The 17,047-nt window shown below is 68.9% G+C and carries 19 protein-coding genes; 8 read left to right on the forward strand and 11 right to left on the reverse strand.

Features of this window, described 5'->3' with window-relative positions; all coding sequences use genetic code 11:
• Positions 1-196 precede the first annotated feature (196 nt).
• On the reverse strand, positions 197-655 hold the full coding sequence (locus tag Q9R39_RS07230) for a DUF3099 domain-containing protein (protein ID WP_211538839.1): 459 nt from the start codon (positions 653-655) through the stop codon (positions 197-199).
• Between the two features lie 98 nt (positions 656-753).
• Here Q9R39_RS07230 and Q9R39_RS07235 point away from each other — a divergent pair, with 98 nt between their 5' ends.
• On the forward strand, positions 754-1,026 hold the full coding sequence (locus Q9R39_RS07235; RefSeq protein WP_058250213.1) for a DUF3039 domain-containing protein: 273 nt from the start codon (positions 754-756) through the stop codon (positions 1,024-1,026).
• Positions 1,027-1,057: 31 nt separating this feature from the next.
• Here Q9R39_RS07235 and Q9R39_RS07240 read toward each other — a convergent pair whose 3' ends face one another.
• Positions 1,058-2,257 carry a YhjD/YihY/BrkB family envelope integrity protein gene (locus Q9R39_RS07240; protein WP_307848057.1) on the reverse strand — a complete coding sequence of 400 codons (1,200 nt, stop codon included), beginning with the start codon at positions 2,255-2,257 and terminating at the stop codon, positions 1,058-1,060.
• Positions 2,258-2,567: 310 nt separating this feature from the next.
• Between Q9R39_RS07240 and Q9R39_RS07245 the strand changes: the two genes are divergently transcribed.
• Positions 2,568-4,310 (forward strand): DEAD/DEAH box helicase, encoded by a 1,743-nt coding sequence (locus Q9R39_RS07245; protein ID WP_078112309.1) that lies wholly within the window; start codon positions 2,568-2,570, stop codon positions 4,308-4,310.
• 150 nt (positions 4,311-4,460) lie between these two features.
• Here the strand turns inward: Q9R39_RS07245 and Q9R39_RS07250 are convergent, their stop codons facing one another.
• The 4 genes from Q9R39_RS07250 to ppgK form a co-directional block, all read right to left on the reverse strand.
• A complete protein-coding gene (locus tag Q9R39_RS07250; protein ID WP_004018852.1) occupies positions 4,461-4,667 on the reverse strand; it encodes a hypothetical protein in 207 nt (68 codons plus the stop codon).
• A gap of 255 nt (positions 4,668-4,922) precedes the next feature.
• Positions 4,923-5,972 carry a sulfite exporter TauE/SafE family protein gene (locus Q9R39_RS07255; protein WP_058250216.1) on the reverse strand — a complete coding sequence of 350 codons (1,050 nt, stop codon included), beginning with the start codon at positions 5,970-5,972 and terminating at the stop codon, positions 4,923-4,925.
• A 393-nt stretch (positions 5,973-6,365) separates the two neighbouring features.
• Positions 6,366-7,928, reverse strand: coding sequence for an RNA polymerase sigma factor (locus Q9R39_RS07260; RefSeq protein ID WP_211538848.1), 1,563 nt, complete (start codon positions 7,926-7,928; stop codon positions 6,366-6,368).
• Positions 7,929-7,984: 56 nt separating this feature from the next.
• Positions 7,985-8,803, reverse strand: coding sequence for a polyphosphate--glucose phosphotransferase (gene ppgK / locus Q9R39_RS07265; RefSeq protein ID WP_058250218.1), 819 nt, complete (start codon positions 8,801-8,803; stop codon positions 7,985-7,987).
• A gap of 169 nt (positions 8,804-8,972) precedes the next feature.
• Here ppgK and Q9R39_RS07270 point away from each other — a divergent pair, with 169 nt between their 5' ends.
• Positions 8,973-9,899, forward strand: a complete 927-nt coding sequence (locus Q9R39_RS07270; RefSeq protein ID WP_078112311.1) for an inositol monophosphatase family protein — start codon at positions 8,973-8,975, stop codon at positions 9,897-9,899.
• Between the two features lie 54 nt (positions 9,900-9,953).
• Here Q9R39_RS07270 and cei read toward each other — a convergent pair whose 3' ends face one another.
• Positions 9,954-10,646 (reverse strand): envelope integrity protein Cei, encoded by a 693-nt coding sequence (cei, locus tag Q9R39_RS07275; protein ID WP_078112312.1) that lies wholly within the window; start codon positions 10,644-10,646, stop codon positions 9,954-9,956.
• A gap of 410 nt (positions 10,647-11,056) precedes the next feature.
• Here cei and Q9R39_RS07280 point away from each other — a divergent pair, with 410 nt between their 5' ends.
• A complete protein-coding gene (locus tag Q9R39_RS07280; protein ID WP_004018846.1) occupies positions 11,057-11,356 on the forward strand; it encodes a DUF4193 domain-containing protein in 300 nt (99 codons plus the stop codon).
• Positions 11,357-11,453: 97 nt separating this feature from the next.
• Here Q9R39_RS07280 and Q9R39_RS07285 read toward each other — a convergent pair whose 3' ends face one another.
• Positions 11,454-12,026 carry a DUF3093 domain-containing protein gene (locus Q9R39_RS07285; RefSeq protein WP_065628894.1) on the reverse strand — a complete coding sequence of 191 codons (573 nt, stop codon included), beginning with the start codon at positions 12,024-12,026 and terminating at the stop codon, positions 11,454-11,456.
• A gap of 22 nt (positions 12,027-12,048) precedes the next feature.
• Between Q9R39_RS07285 and dut the strand changes: the two genes are divergently transcribed.
• Positions 12,049-12,534, forward strand: a complete 486-nt coding sequence (gene dut / locus Q9R39_RS07290; RefSeq protein WP_065628893.1) for a dUTP diphosphatase — start codon at positions 12,049-12,051, stop codon at positions 12,532-12,534.
• 109 nt (positions 12,535-12,643) lie between these two features.
• Positions 12,644-13,534 carry a DUF3710 domain-containing protein gene (locus Q9R39_RS07295; protein ID WP_065628892.1) on the forward strand — a complete coding sequence of 297 codons (891 nt, stop codon included), beginning with the start codon at positions 12,644-12,646 and terminating at the stop codon, positions 13,532-13,534.
• 24 nt (positions 13,535-13,558) lie between these two features.
• Here Q9R39_RS07295 and Q9R39_RS07300 read toward each other — a convergent pair whose 3' ends face one another.
• Positions 13,559-14,290: an alpha/beta fold hydrolase gene (locus Q9R39_RS07300; protein WP_065628891.1), complete on the reverse strand. Its 732-nt coding sequence runs from the start codon at positions 14,288-14,290 to the stop codon at positions 13,559-13,561.
• A gap of 295 nt (positions 14,291-14,585) precedes the next feature.
• On the opposite strand from Q9R39_RS07300, the gene Q9R39_RS07305 reads away from it, so the two are divergent.
• Complete coding sequence (locus Q9R39_RS07305; protein WP_004018839.1) at positions 14,586-14,960, forward strand: OB-fold nucleic acid binding domain-containing protein; 375 nt, start codon at positions 14,586-14,588, stop codon at positions 14,958-14,960.
• A gap of 92 nt (positions 14,961-15,052) precedes the next feature.
• Positions 15,053-15,679 carry a DUF3159 domain-containing protein gene (locus tag Q9R39_RS07310; protein ID WP_139104502.1) on the forward strand — a complete coding sequence of 209 codons (627 nt, stop codon included), beginning with the start codon at positions 15,053-15,055 and terminating at the stop codon, positions 15,677-15,679.
• Here the strand turns inward: Q9R39_RS07310 and Q9R39_RS07315 are convergent.
• Positions 15,660-16,322, reverse strand: a complete 663-nt coding sequence (locus Q9R39_RS07315) for a TrkA family potassium uptake protein (RefSeq protein WP_058250226.1) — start codon at positions 16,320-16,322, stop codon at positions 15,660-15,662. The genes Q9R39_RS07310 and Q9R39_RS07315 overlap by 20 nt on opposite strands.
• A gap of 22 nt (positions 16,323-16,344) precedes the next feature.
• A complete protein-coding gene (locus Q9R39_RS07320; RefSeq protein WP_058250313.1) occupies positions 16,345-17,013 on the reverse strand; it encodes a TrkA family potassium uptake protein in 669 nt (222 codons plus the stop codon).
• Positions 17,014-17,047 lie beyond the last annotated feature (34 nt).

Here is a 17,047-nt window from a genome sequence, read left to right on the forward strand (position 1 = left end):
TGGGTCCAACGCCCTTGTGTGGGCGATAGTTCCCGAGAGTGGTTCGGAGCAAACATCGCCGAGGCTTGGTGACCTGCGCATTCTTTTTCGCGACTCGACAACCGGCTGAGAAGTTGCTGAGATGTCGCGCGCGGGGGAACCCGAGGGAACGCGGGGAACGCACGGGGCCGCGGTGCCGACCCGTGGTCCGGAGGTGTCAGGCGCGGGGGTCGTCGGGATCGACGACCTGCCCGTCGATGGTGCGCGACAGCTGGTGGTCGGTGCCGGTGTCGGTCAGTGCCGGGGGTCCGACGACGTGATGGTCGGCGCCGTACTTGTACTGGGGGACCTCGCCGCGCTTGCGCGGAGGACGGTCGTTGGCGATCAGGACCGCCGCCCATGGCAGCGGGATGGAGATCGCGACGATGGCCAGCGCCAGTAGTCCGGACCCGGTGATGCCGTAGGCGATACCGGCGATGGCGAGCGCCGGCACGCGGAAAGCCATGAGGAACAGGTACTTACGCACACGCGCTCGGTGCTGGGCCTCGAGCGAGTCCGGTGCGTCGGTGATCAGGTAGGCCTCGGCGCCCTGACGTTTCGACGCGGGATGTCCGTGCTCGTCGACGTGCGGCGACGTGCTGTTGCGGCCGTGCTGTCCGCGACCGGACTCACCCATGGATTCCCTTTGTTCGAACACCCTCTCCACTGTCCTCCTTTTGTCGGTCTATCGCACTCGGGTGTTCCGTCGGCCCGGCTGTGACGCACAATGGACGAATGGGAACCGAAACCATCGAACGCCCGGACCTCGACGAATGGTCCGACACCAAGACCGACGAGCGTCCCGATGCCGACGCGACCGACCGGGGTGACGACGATCGCCCCAAGTTCTTCCACTACGTGAAGAAGAACAAGATCGCCGAGAGTGCGGTCATGGGTAATCATGTCGTCGCCCTCTGCGGCGAGACCTTCCCGGTCACGCGGTCGGCCAAGCCCGGGTCGCCGGTCTGCCCGAAGTGCAAGAAGATCTACAACAAGATGCGCAAGTGACGCGACGCGGCTGATCGGAGGGCGTCGCCGGTCAGCCGCGGTCGCGGTGCCGCGCCTGCCGGCGGATCGGGCCGGAGGACAGCCGGTCGGGCAGGGTCCGGAGTTGTCCGGTGAAGTCGGAGGTCTGGGAGTTCACCCAGTGCCGGACCTGCGTGGTGGTCGACGCCTTCGCGGGCCAGAATTGTTGCACGGCCGCGTTGAACTCGGCGCCGATCACGATGCCGAAGCCCAGTGAGAACGTGAAGAGCAGGAACGCGATCGGTGTGGCCAGCGCCCCGTAGGAGACCCCGGCCTCGGTGATCTTGGTCAGGTAGATGCGCAGCACGTAGCTCGCGACCCAGAAGAACACGCCGGCCACGATCGCCCCGCCGATCAGCCGATGCCACGGCAGGGGATTGGGCAGCGCGAGGTGGTAGAGCGTCGTCAGGACGAACAGCAGGAGGACCGCGACGAACGGGAAGTAGCCGTAGTCGATGAGGGTGGTGACGAACGATCCCCACGACTCCGGCACGATCGCCCGCAGGTAGTTCGGTCCGAGCGCGACGAGGGGTAGCAGGAACACGGCGACGCTCAGGAAGCCGACGTAGAGGAACAGCGCGAAGAACCGCTGCCACACCGGGTGTCGGACCTCGTGCTGGTCGTGTGCGTGCGCGATCGAGGCGATGAAGCACGAGACCGCCGACGATCCCGCCCACAGCGAGAGGACGAAACCGACCGACATCAGTCCGATCCGCCCGCGGCCGAGCACGCTGTCGACGGTCGGGGTGATCAGGTCGTCGACGACCGTCGGGGTGAAGGTTCGTCCGGCGAAGTCGATGATGCGGGCATAGACGACGTCGACGGTGTCTGGGCCGAACCAGCCGGCGACGTAGCCGACCGAGCCGAGCAGCCCGAGCAGCAGCGGCGGCAACGACAGCGCCTGCCAGAACGCGGCCTGGGCGGCCCAGCCGATGATCCCGTCGTCCCAGGACTTGACGATGGTGCGCCAGACCACGCGATGGATGTTCGGCAGGACCGGCAGACCCGGTTCGGACGCCGCCTCGGTTCGTTCCGGATCGTCGTTCCCGGTCTTCTCCGACCCAGCGTCCGGTTCGGTCGACCCCTTCGCGCCGCGGAGGACTTCGACGTCCCCGGACGCCGGGGCGGACCGCAGCGGCGCGCGCAGGGGTTCGGTCGCGGCCCCGACATCGGCGAGTGGGTCGCCGATCGGCGCGGTGACCGCAGTCGACACGGGACCCGGCGGGACGGCGGGAACCACCGACGACGGGTCGTCGGCCAGTGGGACCGGATTCCTCTTGCGCGTTGTGATGTGTTCAATATCCCCGATCGGGAGGCCGATTGGGTACCCGGGTCACCAGGCGAGTCGTTCGGATCGCCCACGGGCGCCCGTCGCGGCGGACGCCGCGGCCCGGTGTCGGGATGCGGGAGGTGTCGCGCTTCGGCGGTACAGTTGGCGGGTCCCCTCGGGCGCGGGTCCCGCACGCGAGGGGTCGTTTCATGTCCGGCCGGAAACCCGCACGCGTGGAGGAGCAGCCCAGAAGGTGACGTCAGCCGAACCCCCCGGATCCACCGCCGGCCCGAAACTCCAGCTCCGCGCCTGGCAGCGTCGTGCGCTGACCAAGTACCTGACGCAGAAGCCGAAGGACTTCCTCGCCGTGGCGACGCCGGGCGCCGGAAAGACGACGTTCGGCCTGCGTATCGCCCGCGAACTCCTCGATGACCGCACCGTCGACAAGATCACCGTGGTCGCCCCGACCGAACACCTGAAGCACCAGTGGGCCGAGGCCGCCGCGCGGGTCGGGATCGCGCTCGACTCGCGGTTCACCAACGCCGCCGGACAGACCAGCTCGGACTTCCACGGCGTCGTTGTCACCTATGCACAGGTGGCTGCCCATCCGGCCCGGCACCGGGTGCGCACCGAGAACTATCGCACCCTGGTCATCCTCGACGAGATCCACCACGGTGGCGATGCCAAGTCGTGGGGCGAGGCGATCCGGGAGGCCTTCGACGACGCCGAGCGCCGGCTCCTGCTGACCGGTACACCCTTCCGCTCCGACGACTCGCCGATCCCGTTCGTCACCTACGAACCGGAGGCCGGCGGGCATCAGCGCTCCAAGGCCGACCACACCTACGGCTACGCCGACGCACTGAAGGACGGCGTCGTCCGTCCGGTCGTGTTCCTCGCCTACTCCGGTGAGGCCAGCTGGCGCGACAGCGCGGGTGAGGAGTACACCGCCCGGCTGGGTGAACCGCTCTCCGCGGAGCACACCACCCGCGCCTGGCGTACCGCGCTGGACGCCCACGGCGACTGGATTCCGGCGGTCCTCACCGCCGCACACACGCGGCTGGGACAGCTCCGTGCGACCGGCACACCGGATGCGGGCGGGCTGGTCATCGCCACCGATCAGACCGCGGCCCGCGACTACGCCGAACTCCTCACCGCCATCACCGGCAAGCCGCCGACGCTGGTGCTCTCCGACGACCCGAAGTCGTCGTCGAGGATCGGCCAGTTCGCCGCGTCCACCGACGAGTGGATGGTGGCGGTCCGCATGGTGTCCGAGGGTGTCGACGTCCCCCGCCTGGCCGTGGGTGTGTACGCCACCAGCTCGTCGACGCCGCTGTTCTTCGCCCAGGCCATCGGACGGTTCGTGCGATCGCGTCGTCCGGGTGAGACCGCGAGCGTCTTCCTGCCGTCGGTCCCGGTGCTGCTCGACCTCGCCAGCCAGATGGAGGTCGAGCGCGATCACGTGCTCGGCAAGCCGCACCGCGAGAGCGACGGCCTCGACGACCAATTGTTGATCGACGCCAACAAGCAGGAGGACGAGCCGGGGGAGGACGAGCCGAAGTTCCAGTCGCTGCATGCCGACGCCGAACTCGATCAGGTCATCTTCGACGGCACCTCGTTCGGCACGGCCACGTTCGCCGGTAGCGACGAGGAGTCGGACTATCTGGGGTTGCCCGGGCTGCTCGATGCCGACCAGGTGCGTGCCCTCCTGCGCAAACGCCAGGAGGAACAGGTCACGGCGCGGACGGTCGCGTCGTCCTCGGAGTCGTCGGCTGCCGAGCCGCCCACTCCCGGCCGGCCGGCGGGAACCACCGGCGAGAATTTGCACGCCCTGCGCAAGGAACTGAATACGCTCGTCGCGATGCATCATCACCGCACGGGCAAACCACACGGCATGGTGCACAACGAGTTGCGGACTCGGCTGGGCGGGCCCCCGACCGCCATGGCGAGCGCCGATCAGCTGAAGGAACGGATCGCCGCACTGCGCGAGTGGCGCTGATAGACACTGCGCGAATGGCGCTGACAGAGGCTGCGCAGCGGCGCTGGTCGGTCGGCCCGGAACAGGCCCCGGACACGACAGAGCCCGGCCGGATTGCTCCGGCCGGGCTCTGTGCGCGTAGGGAAAGCCCGCGTTCGATCGTCGGAGGTGTCAGACCAGCTCGCCGGCGGATTCGACGACGGTGGCGCTCAACTCGACAAGGCGGGCCTCGTGCTCGTTGAAGTGGTGGCGGCAGAAGAGAAGTTCGCCGCCCTTGGGCAGGACGGCCCGTACCTTGGCTGCGGCGCCGCAGCGATCGCAGCGATCGGCGGCAGTGAGCGGCAGGTAGATCGGGGCTGTGGTGGCGATGTCAGTCATGTTCGTTCCTCCGTCCCGGTCCGGCGCCGGGTGTCCGGTCGCCTTCCCTTCGAGCCGACACATCCGGGCGATGCGTCAACCTCACTCTGTCAGACGCTCGGGGCGTTCGTATTGTTCCGACGGTGCTCTCGGTGTGTCGTCACTCACCGTTTACACCAGGCAACAACTCGACAACGATCGCCCGAACGCAATGCGACCCGGCCATGGGGCCGGGTCGCACCACTCTACGCGTTGTGCGCGGGACGAGTCGTTCGGTCAGCTCGTCCGCGTGGGGGTGTGTGTTCCGCTCGCACCCGCATCGGGTTCGGGTGCGGAGTCGGCGGCCGGGATGTCCGACGTCGACGTTCCCTCGGAGCCGGGGCGTTCCGCGCCCTCGGCGCCCACGAGCGCCTCTTCCTGCTCCTCGCGGAAATGGGTGACCGCGTCGGAGGACTCGTTCTCCCGGTCGCGCAGGTACTCGCGGAGCGAGTAGGCGAACGCCGCGGCCCAGGCGATGGCGATCACGATGTAGAAGACGTTGCGCACCGAGCCGGGGGCGTCGATGAAGTCGCTCTTCAGCAGGCTGCGGGTGTTCGTGAGGACGATCAGGCCGCCGACCGAGGCGCCCAGCAGACGCGGCGGGATGTGACGCACGAGCCAGGCCGCGATCGGAGCGGCGATCACGCCGCCGACGAGGATGGCCGCGACCCATGCGAAGTTGATTCCCTGCGAACCGAGACTGAACAGGAAGCCGAGGCTCGCTGCGACGGCGATGATGAACTCGCTCGTGTCGATCGAACCGATCACCTTGCGGGGCTCGAGACGGCCGCTGGCCAGGATGGCCGGGGTGCCGACCGGACCCCAACCGCCGCCACCGGTGGCGTCGACGAATCCGGCGACGAATCCGAGCGGGCTGAGGAATCGCTTGCGCAGCGGCTTGCCGAGGTTGTGGCGGGGGATGCCCTGGAAAGTGAACCGCACCAGGATGTAGAGCCCCAGCAGCAGCAGGATCACGGCCATGACCGGCGCAGCGGTCTCGGTGGAGAGATTCGACAGGATCGTGGCGCCGAGGAAGGCGCCGATGGCTCCCGGAATCGCGATACGGCGCACGACGCGCCAGTCGACGTTCCCGAACTTCCAGTGCGAGACGCCGGAGACCAGCGTGGTGCCGATCTCGGCCAGGTGCACGGTGGCCGAGGCGGCAGCCGGGTTGGTACCGATGGCGAGGAGGAGGGTCGTGGTGGTGACGCCATAAGCCATGCCGAGACTGCCGTCGACGAGCTGAGCAGCGAAGCCGACGAGGCCGATCAGGACAATCGTTCTCATAGTGGGTCTTTCCGGGAAGTCACGTCGTCAGGGACGTGACGAGGCTGGGGCAGGCACTCGGTGCCCGCGACGAAGTGGAACGCGAAGGAGGGGATCGCAGGTGGCGTTCTCGCCCTCGGGTGGGGTCTGTCGCGTCACAGACACAGCATCGATGCTGTGCGCAGCAGGTCGACGGTGGCACGACGCACCAGCATGGCGCCGCGTCTGCTCCCGGTCACTGCGTAAGTCACCGCGCCATCCTATGTAGTGCGTCCCCGAAAGCCCGAGAATCCGGTCGTGTCCAAATCGGAGCGCGCAGAACTATTGACAGATCGATGTCTATGTGGGTGGCAGAACGACATCGCCCCCGGAACCGTGAGGTTCCGGGGGCGATCAGGGTGTTGTCGTCACCGACTAGTCGAGATAGTCGCGCAGGACCTGCGAGCGCGACGGGTGACGCAGCTTCGACATCGTCTTCGACTCGATCTGACGGATGCGCTCGCGGGTCACGCCGTACACCTGCCCGATCTCGTCGAGGGTGCGGGGCTGGCCGTCGGTCAGTCCGAAGCGGAGGCGGACCACGCCGGCCTCACGTTCGGACAAGGTCTCGAGCACCGACTGCAGTTGATCCTGCAACAGCGTGAAGCTGACCGCGTCGACCGCGACGACGGCTTCGGAGTCCTCGATGAAGTCGCCGAGCTGGCTGTCGCCCTCATCGCCGATGGTCTGGTCCAGCGAGATGGGTTCCCGGGCGTACTGCTGGATCTCCAGCACCTTCTCCGGGGTGATGTCCATCTCCTTGGCGAGTTCTTCCGGCGTCGGCTCGCGGCCGAGGTCCTGGAGGAGTTCACGCTGGATGCGACCGAGCTTGTTGATGACCTCGACCATGTGCACCGGGATACGGATGGTGCGGGCCTGGTCGGCCATGGCGCGGGTGATCGCCTGACGGATCCACCAGGTGGCATACGTCGAGAACTTGTAGCCCTTGGTGTAGTCGAACTTCTCGACCGCGCGGATCAGACCGAGGTTGCCCTCCTGGATGAGATCCAGGAACGCCATACCGCGGCCCGTGTAGCGCTTGGCCAGCGACACGACGAGGCGCAGGTTCGCCTCGAGCAGGTGGTTCTTGGCGCGGTTGCCGTCGCGGGAGATCCAGTTCAGGTCACGCTTCTGGGCGGTGCTGAGCTTCTCGCCGGCATCCATGATGCGCCGAAGACGTTCGGTGGCGAACAGTCCGGCCTCGATGCGCTTGGCGAGTTCGACCTCTTCCTCGGCGTTGAGGAGGGCGACCTTGCCGATCTGCTTCAGGTACGCGCGGACACTGTCGGCGGAGGCGGTGAGCTCGGCGTCCTTGCGGGCCTGACGCAGCGCCTCGGACTCCTCTTCGTCCCAGACGAAGTCGCCGGACTTCGCGGCGGCGGCCTCGTCCTTGGACGCGGCCTTCGCGGCGGCCGGGGCCGCGCCGCCGGCGGCGGGCGCGGTCGCCTCCTCGGACTCGTCGTCCTCCGACTCGTCCTCGGAGTCGTCGTCGTCGACCTCCAGGTCGTCGTCGATCTCGACGTCCTCGAGTTCGGCGTCGGGACCGTCGATGTCGTCGATCGAGTCCGGGTCGTCGGGCTCGGCGTTCGGATCGTCGCCGGAACCCTCCGCGGACGCGGCCTTCTTGGCGGCCTTCTTCGGTGCCGCCTTCTTGGTGGCCTTCTTCGCCGGGGCCTTCTTGGCGGGGGCCTTGCGGGCAGCGGTCTTCTTCGCAGCCTTCTTGGCGGTTCGCTTCGCCGGGGCGTCGGTCGCGGCTGGGGTCGACTCCGTCGACTCGGCCTCTGCATCACCCTGGTGGGTCGTGATGGCTGCCACGTACAACCTTTCGAACTGTCTTCTGTGGTGTCTTCTGTCGTCTGTCACCAGACGCGACACGGCAGCATGAGCCGCCGTGGACGAGGTCTTGGTTTCTCGGTTGGAATGACCGGTGACGACCATTGTAACGACATCGCCGTCCCCGGTGTGTCAAAGCCCTGGTCACGCCCTGCGCGGCGTCACGTCTTCAGCCCCTGGGCCACTGCCATGGCCGCACCGACGATGCCGGCGGTGTTCAACAGCGTCGCCGGTACCACGGGCGTCTTGTTGGTCAGCAGCGGAATCCACTTGTCGGACTTGCGGCTGATACCGCCGCCGGCGATGAAGAGATTCGGCCAGAACAGCGCCTCGTAGGTCTCGAGGACCTCGGAGACCTTCTCGGTCCACTTCTCGTACGACCAGCCCTTCTCCTCGCGGACACGCGAAGACGCCTGGTGCTCGGCCTCCTTCTTGCCGACCTGTAGGTGACCGAGCTCGGTGTTGGGCACGAGGGTGCCGTTGATCAGGATCGCCGACCCGATACCGGTTCCGAACGTCAGCAGCATCACGACCCCCGCGACGCCCTTGCCCGCGCCGTACGCGTCCTCGGCCATACCCGCGGCGTCGGCGTCGTTGAGGACCGACACCTGCCTACCGCCGAGGTGTCCGCTGAAGAGGTCGTAGACGTCGGTGCCGATCCAGGCCTTGTCGATGTTCGCCGCCGTACGCATGATCCCGTCGGTCACGACCCCGGGGAGGGTGACACCCACCGGGCCGGTCCAGTCGAAATGCGCGACCACCTCGGCGACGCCCCGGGCCACGGCCTCGGGTGTCGCGGGCTGCGGGGTGAGCACCTTGAACCGTTCGCCGACGAGTTCACCGGTGTCGAGATCGACGATGCCGCCCTTGATCCCGGAACCGCCGACGTCGACCCCGAAACCGAGGTTCGTCGGAGGTGTCGGATCATCGGGGCCGGCGACATCGGAGTCGGACGATCCGGGGACGGACGTGTCGGTCATGGCGGGCTCCCTGTCCGGGTCGGTGTCTGAGGGTGGGGGCAATCCGAGACCAGCCTATTCACGCGACCGGCGCAACGCCCGTCATCGCAACGCATGTCGACACGATTCGACCACGCAGGGGGAGAGATCGGTCACCGCGATCGGTGGTGCGCACCGGCCATGTGCTCACATGGAGGGCGTGGATCAGACAATTCCGGTGGACGAGCTCGCCGCGGTCGCCGGCGCCGTGGCCCGGGAGGCCGCCGCGCACGTACGTCGCCGCCGGCCCGAATTGTTCGGTGCGACACCGGGACACGGTGAGCCGCCGCAGCCCGCCGCGGTGGATTCCACCGTGCAGTCCGTGTCGACGAAGTCGACGGTGCAGCCGGTGTCGACGAAGTCGACGGAAACCGATCCGGTCACCCTCGCCGACACCGAGACCGAACGCCTGATCCGCTCCCTGCTCCGTGAGGCGCGCCCCGACGACGAGGTGCTGGGCGAGGAGGACGGCGGGAGCCGGGCGGTGCCTACCGGTGTCCGATGGGTGGTCGATCCGATCGATGGGACCGTCAACTTCATGTACGGCGTGCCGGCCTATGCGGTGTCCATCGCGGCCCAGGTCGACGGACAGTCGGTCGCCGGGGTCGTCGTCGACGTCGCCCGCGACGTCACGTACGGCGCGACCCTCGGCGGGGGAGCGTGGGCGGCGGACTCCGCCGGGGTACGCCGGCCGCTCCGCTGCAATCCGGTCGACAGGGCCGAACTGGCGCTCGTCGCAACGGGTTTCGGGTACGACGCGGCGCGCCGCCGGAAGCAGGGACGCATCGTCGCCGAACTGCTCCCTCGTGTCCGCGACGTCCGACGCATCGGCGCCGCGGCCCTCGACCTCTGCATGGTCGCGTCCGGCGCGGTCGACGCTCACTACGAACACGGTCTGAGCCCGTGGGACTGGGCCGCCGGCGGGCTGATCGCCGCCGAGGCCGGCGCCGTCGTCCAGACTCCGCCACCGGATTCACGGGCCGACGAGGGTCACATCACCGTCGCTGTCGCGCCCGGGGTGGCCGACGAATTCCTCGCGCTGCTCGACGAATTCGACGCCCGCAGCCCGCTCACCTGACGGCCCTCCCGCGTCTCGCCATGGGGTCGGCGGCCGCCGCACGGCGTGCGGAGGTCAGCAGGGGGCGGAGTGCACGGCCTCGACGAGGACCGGGTCGACACCACTCGCCGGGTTCTTCGGATCCGCCGACCGCAGCGCCTCCAGGGCAGCCTGCGCGTCCTGCGACATCTCGCCACCCGAGTGGTGGACCCCGAGTGCGACGTCGACGGCCGTACCGCGCCGGCCGTCGTCGACCAGCTGGGCGCACGGGAACGCCAGCCACGTGGCCGCCGCCGCCGCGCGACCGGCCGGCCCGAATCGGATCTGTGCGACACAGTTGAGATCCCGATTGGGATAGACCGGGTCATCGGCGTACGGCGTGTCCGGCACCGGGCTGAACCCCTGCGCGGTCAGGTCGTCGGACACCGTGCGGGCCGCGCCTCGTTCGTCGGAGGCGTTGAGGACGCGGACGCCGAAGGTCGACAGCGGGGCCGGAGCGACTCCGAGCATCTCGTCCCGTCCGACGACGGTGAGGGTCGGCGGGGCCGGCGGAGGTGGCGCGCCCGCTTCCATCGACGTCGGCGGAGTCGGTTGATTGCACGCTGTCGGAACGGATTCGGACTCGCCGCCGCCCAGCGCAACCGCCCACACCACCACGCCGACGACCATCAGGACGACGACCGTGACGATCGCCGGTGCGTAGCGCCGCCGACGGTAGGGTCGGCCCTGCTCGTCGGTCGGATAGCCGACCGTAATCTTCGACACCACCGTGGACTGACTCCTCACTGGGCGTTGCGTGACCTCGGATCACTGTAGAGGGTGACCCCGCAGTGCCCCGCGAGCCTCGCCGGGAGCGGTACGACTGGGGTGTGCCGGGGCATGGATCGGGCGCCGAACCGAAACTTACCGACGAGTTGGGCCCCGGGTATTGACCTTCGATAGCGTGTCGACTATGCTTCGGGCGCCCGCGCTTCCAGACCCGGGGTGCGCCCGATATGAAACCGTGATCGAAATCACGCAATACGTCTGATCCTCTGGTACGAATCTCGCCCGAGACGACGTTGCAGTGACCCCATCGGTAAGACAATCCCGGCGGAGTCGTGCGCAATAACACCGGGTGGCGACGTCAGCGCCGTCACCGTGAGCGCCCCTCACACTCTCGACAAGTTAGGCACAGAATGGCTACAGATTACGACGCGCCACGACGGACGGAGACCGAGGACCTCAACGAGGACTCGCTCGAAGAACTGAAGGCCCGACGCAGCGAGGCGCAGTCCTCGGCAGTGGATGTCGACGAGAGTGATACCGCGGAGTCCTTCGAACTCCCGGGTGCCGATCTCTCGGGCGAGGAACTGTCGGTGCGTGTCATCCCCAAGCAGGCCGACGAGTTCACCTGTACCAGCTGCTTTCTCGTCTACCACCGCAGCCGGTTGGCCGAGGAGAACGGAAGCTCGCTCATCTGCGTCGACTGCGCATGAGATGAACTGAGTCCAGCTGTCACAGCTGATGAAGGGGGCCGACGCCGAATACGGCGCGGCCCCTTCGTCGTGTCTCGGGTAGAGAGTCGTGCCCGGGTCAGGCGGTGGGTGCGGGACGGTCGGCCGCGGCGTCGTCGACGCCCAGTGCCGCGAGGAGTTCGGCCGGCCGACGTGTCGAGACCAGCCAGTACGGAGTCGGGTCGTCGGGGTCGTCGAGCACGATGAGGACCATCGTCTTCACCCAGGAGCGGTGCACGAGATAGGCCGCCGGGTCGAGCTGCCGCCCGAGTGCGGCGCTCTTCGCGGTCGCCGGGACCGTCGCCGCCCGCGCGACGACGGCGCGCGGCAGGACCGCACGGTGGGCATGCAGCTCCCGATCCGCGGTCACCCGGATGCGGGTACGGCTCATCGACCACAGCATCACGACGCACAGCACGCCGGTGGCCACGTATCCGATGATGCTCCAGGCGCTCCCGCGCGCCGACAGCTGGATCTCGTAGCCCACCACGCCGGTGAGGACCACGGCTGCCAACCACCACCACCACGGCACGTACAGGCGCTCGTCGAACAGATCGGCGGTCGAGTCGGTGACGCCGGCGTTCCGCCCGGTGGGTGCGGGGGAGGCGTCCGAGGGTCCTCCGGGGCGCTCGGGCGAATGATCTGCGGTCACGTGACCAGCGTAGTCTGCCTGCGTGGCCTCAGATCTCCCCCCTGCGCACCCCGCTGACCCGGCGCCGATCGCGCTCCGACGCCTCGATCCCGACCTACCGCTGCCGACCAGGGCGCACCCCGGGGACGCGGGGGTCGATCTCTATTCGACGATCGATCTCGAACTGCCCGCCGGACGCCGTCAACTCGTCGGGACCGGGATCGCCGTGGCGTTGCCGATCGGCACCGTGGGGCTGATCCACCCGAGGTCGGGACTGGCCGCCCGGGCCGGCCTGTCGGTCGTGAACACCCCCGGCACCATCGACGCGGGCTATCGCGGGGAGATCAAGGTCTGTCTGATCAACCACGATCCGGAGCAGACGATCTCCATCTCGCGGGGAGACCGCATAGCCCAGCTGATCGTGCAGCGCGTCGAGCTGCCCGACTTCGTCGAGGTCGACGAACTCGACGACACCGCACGCGGCGACGGCGGGTACGGATCGAGCGGGGGATCGGCGATTCTCGCCTGACCGCTGCGGTGAACCGTCGCCCGGGGCTCTCCCCGACGGGAGTCGATTAGTGTTTCCCGTGTGTCCGGCGGATCGCTGTCGCCGGCGGTGACGAACGAGGAGTGACGCGATGGCACAGGACGGATCAGAGGAGCTGCGGGTCGGTCAGGCGCGCGGCCCCTACGACATCGACGCACTGGCGACCCGGCCGCAGGAGCTCGAGAACTCCCATCTGGACCTCGGATCGGTGCTGGTCCCGGTGGTCGAGGGCGGACAGGTCACCGTCGAGATGTCCGAGGCCCACCAGCCGCAGAACGTGTACCTGGTGACCCCCATCGGCCGGATCTCGGTGAGCGCCTTCGCCGCACCCAAGTCCCCCGGGATGTGGCGTGAGGTGGTCCGTGAGCTGGCCGCTTCCCTCCGCGACGACGGCGCGGCCACGAGTGTCGAAGACGGGCACTGGGGGCGTGAGGTGGTCGCCGAGACGGACGGTGCGACCCACCGGTTCATCGGGGTCGACGGCCCGCGCTGGCTCGTCCGGTGCGTGGGCAGCGGACCCACCGAGCATGCGGACGACCTCGCACGGTTGAGCCGCGCCGTACTGGCCGAGACGGTGGTCCGACGCGGGTCCGAGCCGTTCCCCCCGCGGGATCCGCTGCCCGTCGTGTTGCCGCCGGTGCTCGCCGAGCAGGTCGCGGCCGCCCAGCAGCAGATGTTCGCCGGCCCCCCGGCCGGACAAGAATCCCCGGACCCCTCCGCCCAGAACCCCACCGCACAGGACGCGGGCCCGGGTGCCGCGACCACCGAGGACGCGACCGACGATTCGGTACCCGTTGCCGGGGGTGCGCTCGATCAGGTCGCCCACGCCACCGTCTATGGGGAGAACGCCTACCGCGACGAGCCGGAGGCGGCCGCCGCCCGGGAAGTGGAGTCCGCGGCTCCCGCCGATCCCGAGGTCGACGAGGAGCCGTTGCCGCCGTCGTCGGGTTCGGCGATGCAGCGCTTCCGCCGCCGCCGCTGAAGCTCCGGCCAGACCGGGCTCCGATCACCCCGGCGGGTCGGTGAGTGCGACAAGCCCGGCCCGGAGCTCGTCTCCCAGCACACCCGGATCGTGGCCCCAGTCGTCGAGCGCGATCTCGACGAGGGTCGATTGCGGCGCGGCAGCATGCCATTCGCGGGCGACGGCGATGGGGTGGACCGGATCGTCGGCGGCCGCGACGATGGCCAGCGGCACCGTGAGCCCGGCGATCTCGGCCGGCGTCGGCGCCCGATGACGAGCCGCCTCGCGCAACATGCCGGCGAGGCCCGGGTACAGACCCCGCCACGACCGGGTCAGTTCCGCGGCCAGCCAGTCCGGGCTGCTGCTCGCCATCGCCGCGATGGTCGCCTCGAGTCCGTCGCGTTCGAGTGCATCGGCGGTGGCGCCGGCACTCGCGGCCGCGGGTGCCGAGTGGGCGTCGCCGCTCCATGCCGGCAGCGCGGCGAGCACCCCGGCGCAGCGTCGGTCGGTGTCCTGCAGGGCCCACTCGAGCGCGATCGCGGCCCCGATCGACACCCCGCCCACGAGGATCGAGCGGTGGGCTCCGGCGGCCCGCTCCAGCCCGCGGAGGTGGCCGTCGATCAACGGCGTCGTCGGGTCCAGCGCGATGAGCTCGACTCCCAGGTCCGCTGCGGCGCGCTGAAAGGAACGGGTCACGTGATCGGCGTCGGAGCCCGTTCCGGGGATGCCGACCAGAGCCGTCGGGCGAGGGCGGTGCGGACCGTCGGTGCCAGGCATCAGGGCATCATCCCCTAGTGGTGTGTCTCGAAAAGAGGTGGCCGGTATCCGGTGGGGCGCCGGGGACCATTCGCTTGTTTCCGAGACACACCACTAGGGTGTCCGGAGGTCCCCGCGCAGACCTGGACAGCGGGGGTCCGGCGACCACGGAATGGCCCCGCGGTCGCCGACGTTGTCACTGGCCGAGGCCGAGGTCTACGCTGGCGGGCAGGTCACCGATCACTCGTTCGGCGACCCACGGACACCGCTCTGTACAGCCCTGCGGTGCCGGCCGAAATCCATTGGGAGGGTCGAGATGCCCACTGCCGGCTATCTCAAACGACTGACCCGTCGGCTGACCGAAGATCTCGGTGACGCCGACGCAGAGAAGATCGCCGAGGAATCCAAGGCGACAGGTGCCCAGCGCGCATCCGAGTGCTGCCGCGGTGACGAGGTCACCATGCACGGCGAACTGCGTGCGGTCGAGACCTGTTCGCGGTCGGCCAAGGCGGGGGTGAAGGCCGAGTTCTTCGACGGCTCCGACATCGTGATGCTGAAGTGGCTGGGCCGTAACCGCATCACCGGCATCGAGCCCGGCCGCAAGGTCACCGTCCGGGGCCGGCTCGCCGAGCAGGACGGCCACAAGGTGATCTACAACCCTTATTACGAGTTGCACGGCGTCGACGAGTGACCGGTCCGGTCCCCGAGCATCCGGCCTCGAGACAGCCGGACGCCGAACCGTCGGCACCCGGACGGTCAGCACCCGAGCAGGCGGCGCCCACGGTGCTCGAACAGATCGGTGGCGTCTCCGGCCTGGTCTATTCGACCGTGCCCGTGGTGGTGTTCGTCCCCGTCAACTCCTTCTTCGACCTCCGGACCGCCATCTACGCGGCTCTCGGCGTGGCGGCGCTGCTCTTCGTCGTACGGCTCGTGCGCCGCGAACCCCTGACCCCCGCGATCTCGGGTCTGCTCGGCGTCGCCATCTGCGTCTTCATCGCCGACCGGGTGGGGGATGCCAAGGGCTACTTCCTCTTCGGGATCTGGAGCACCCTCGTCTATGCGATCGTGTTCGCCGGCTCGATCCTGGTGCGGTGGCCCCTCATCGGGGTGGCCTGGCATCTGATCAACGGCGAGGGTTCCGGCTGGCGCAAGCAGCGGTCCATCCTCCGCGCCTACGACATCGCCACCGCACTGTGGGCGGTGCTCTTCGCGGCGCGCTATCTGACGCAGTCGGAACTGTACGACGACGGGGCCACCGGGTGGCTGGCGTTCGCGCGCATCGCGATGGGGTGGCCGCTGACCGCGCTCGTGGTGCTCGCGACGATCCTCCTGGTCCGCCGGGCGCAGCGAGCCGAGGCGGCGCGCGCCGGCACCCCGCCGGACGCGGACGTCACCGCGCGATCTGCATAGCCTCGTAGAGGGCGGGCTCGGCCTCGGTGGGCGCGATGAAGACCAGTTCGTCGCCGCCCTCGATGGGGTCGTCGCGCTGCGGGACGATGACGCGGCCGCCGCGCAGGATCGCGACGAGCGCGGCGTCGCGCGGCAGTTCCAGCTTCCGGACGGGCTTGCCGGCGAGGGGAGTGTTCGACGGCAGGGTGAGTTCGACGAGGTTGGCCTGCCCCTGACGGAACGTCATCAACCGGACCAGATCGCCGACGGACACCGCCTCCTCGACCAGGGAGGCGAGCAGGCGCGGGGTCGAGACTGCGACGTCGACCCCCCAGTCCTCGCCGAACAGCCACTCGTTACGCGGGTCGTTGACGCGGGCGACGACCCGATTGACGGCGAACTCGGTCTTCGCGAGCAGGCTCACGACGAGGTTGGCCTTGTCGTCGCCGGTCGCGGCGATCATGACGTCGTAGGTCTGTAGTTGCGCCTCTTCGAGATTGGCGAGTTCACACGCGTCGGCGAGCACCCACCCCGCGCCGACGACGGAGTCGGTGTCGATGTGGCCGGCGTTGCGCTCGAAGAGCGTGACCTCGTGGGCGTTCACCAGCAGTTCGCGGGCGATCGAGCGCCCGACCGCGCCGGCTCCGGCGATGGCGACCTTCACTTCGGGACTCCTTCGGCCCGGGTCATCCGGACTCGTTCTGGGTGAACGGCCGCGCGGCGACGCCGCGGGCGTTCTTGAGGTTGTCGAGCATGACCGCCCCGTAGACCACATCGTCTTGTTGCAGAACGGTTTTCGCCTCGGGGAGAACCGGACGTCCGACACGGCTGAGGAAGGCCACCCGCGCGCCGGTCTGCTCCTGGAACTTGCCGACCGAGATCCCGATCCACGAGTCGTCGACGTCGATCTGGGCGATCGCCAGCGAACCCGACGGGTCACGCCACTCCATCGTCGTCGTCTCGCCGAGCGCCGAGACGAATCGCTCGGTCGTCCAGGGGACGGTCGCCACCGTGGGGATACCGAGTCGCTCGTACACCTCGGCGCGCTTGGCGTCGTAGATCCGGGCGACGACGCGCTCGACGTCGAAGGTCTCGCGGGCCACCCGCGCCGAGATGATGTTCGAGTTGTCCCCGGAGGACACCGCGGCGAACGCGTCGGCGTGCTCGATGCCCGCCTTGACGAGGATCTCGCGGTCGAACCCGACCCCGGTGATCGTGCGGCCCGCGAAGTCGGGACTCAGCCGCACGAACGCGCTCGGATCCCGATCGATGATCGCGACGTCGTGTCCGCGCTTCTGCATCGACATCGCGAGCGCGGATCCGACCCGCCCGCAACCCATGATGACCACCTGCACGGCATTCCTCTCCACACGCGGCTCGTCTGCCGCG

It is taken from the genome of Gordonia sp. AC31, assembly GCF_031844505.1.
Taxonomy (GTDB): domain Bacteria; phylum Actinomycetota; class Actinomycetes; order Mycobacteriales; family Mycobacteriaceae; genus Gordonia; species Gordonia hongkongensis.

Coding starts and splice junctions, on each gene's coding strand:
- Q9R39_RS07300 (WP_065628891.1), bottom strand. CDS start 14,290: ATGCCTGGCACCGACGGTCCGCACCGCCCTCGCCCGACGGCTCTGGTC.
- Q9R39_RS07270 (WP_078112311.1), top strand. CDS start 8,973: ATGGAGGGCGTGGATCAGACAATTCCGGTGGACGAGCTCGCCGCGGTC.
- ppgK (WP_058250218.1), bottom strand. CDS start 8,803: ATGACCGACACGTCCGTCCCCGGATCGTCCGACTCCGATGTCGCCGGC.
- Q9R39_RS07280 (WP_004018846.1), top strand. CDS start 11,057: ATGGCTACAGATTACGACGCGCCACGACGGACGGAGACCGAGGACCTC.
- Q9R39_RS07260 (WP_211538848.1), bottom strand. CDS start 7,928: ATGGTCGTCACCGGTCATTCCAACCGAGAAACCAAGACCTCGTCCACG.
- Q9R39_RS07295 (WP_065628892.1), top strand. CDS start 12,644: ATGGCACAGGACGGATCAGAGGAGCTGCGGGTCGGTCAGGCGCGCGGC.
- Q9R39_RS07250 (WP_004018852.1), bottom strand. CDS start 4,667: ATGACTGACATCGCCACCACAGCCCCGATCTACCTGCCGCTCACTGCC.
- Q9R39_RS07305 (WP_004018839.1), top strand. CDS start 14,586: ATGCCCACTGCCGGCTATCTCAAACGACTGACCCGTCGGCTGACCGAA.
- Q9R39_RS07230 (WP_211538839.1), bottom strand. CDS start 655: ATGGGTGAGTCCGGTCGCGGACAGCACGGCCGCAACAGCACGTCGCCG.
- Q9R39_RS07235 (WP_058250213.1), top strand. CDS start 754: ATGGGAACCGAAACCATCGAACGCCCGGACCTCGACGAATGGTCCGAC.
- Q9R39_RS07255 (WP_058250216.1), bottom strand. CDS start 5,972: ATGAGAACGATTGTCCTGATCGGCCTCGTCGGCTTCGCTGCTCAGCTC.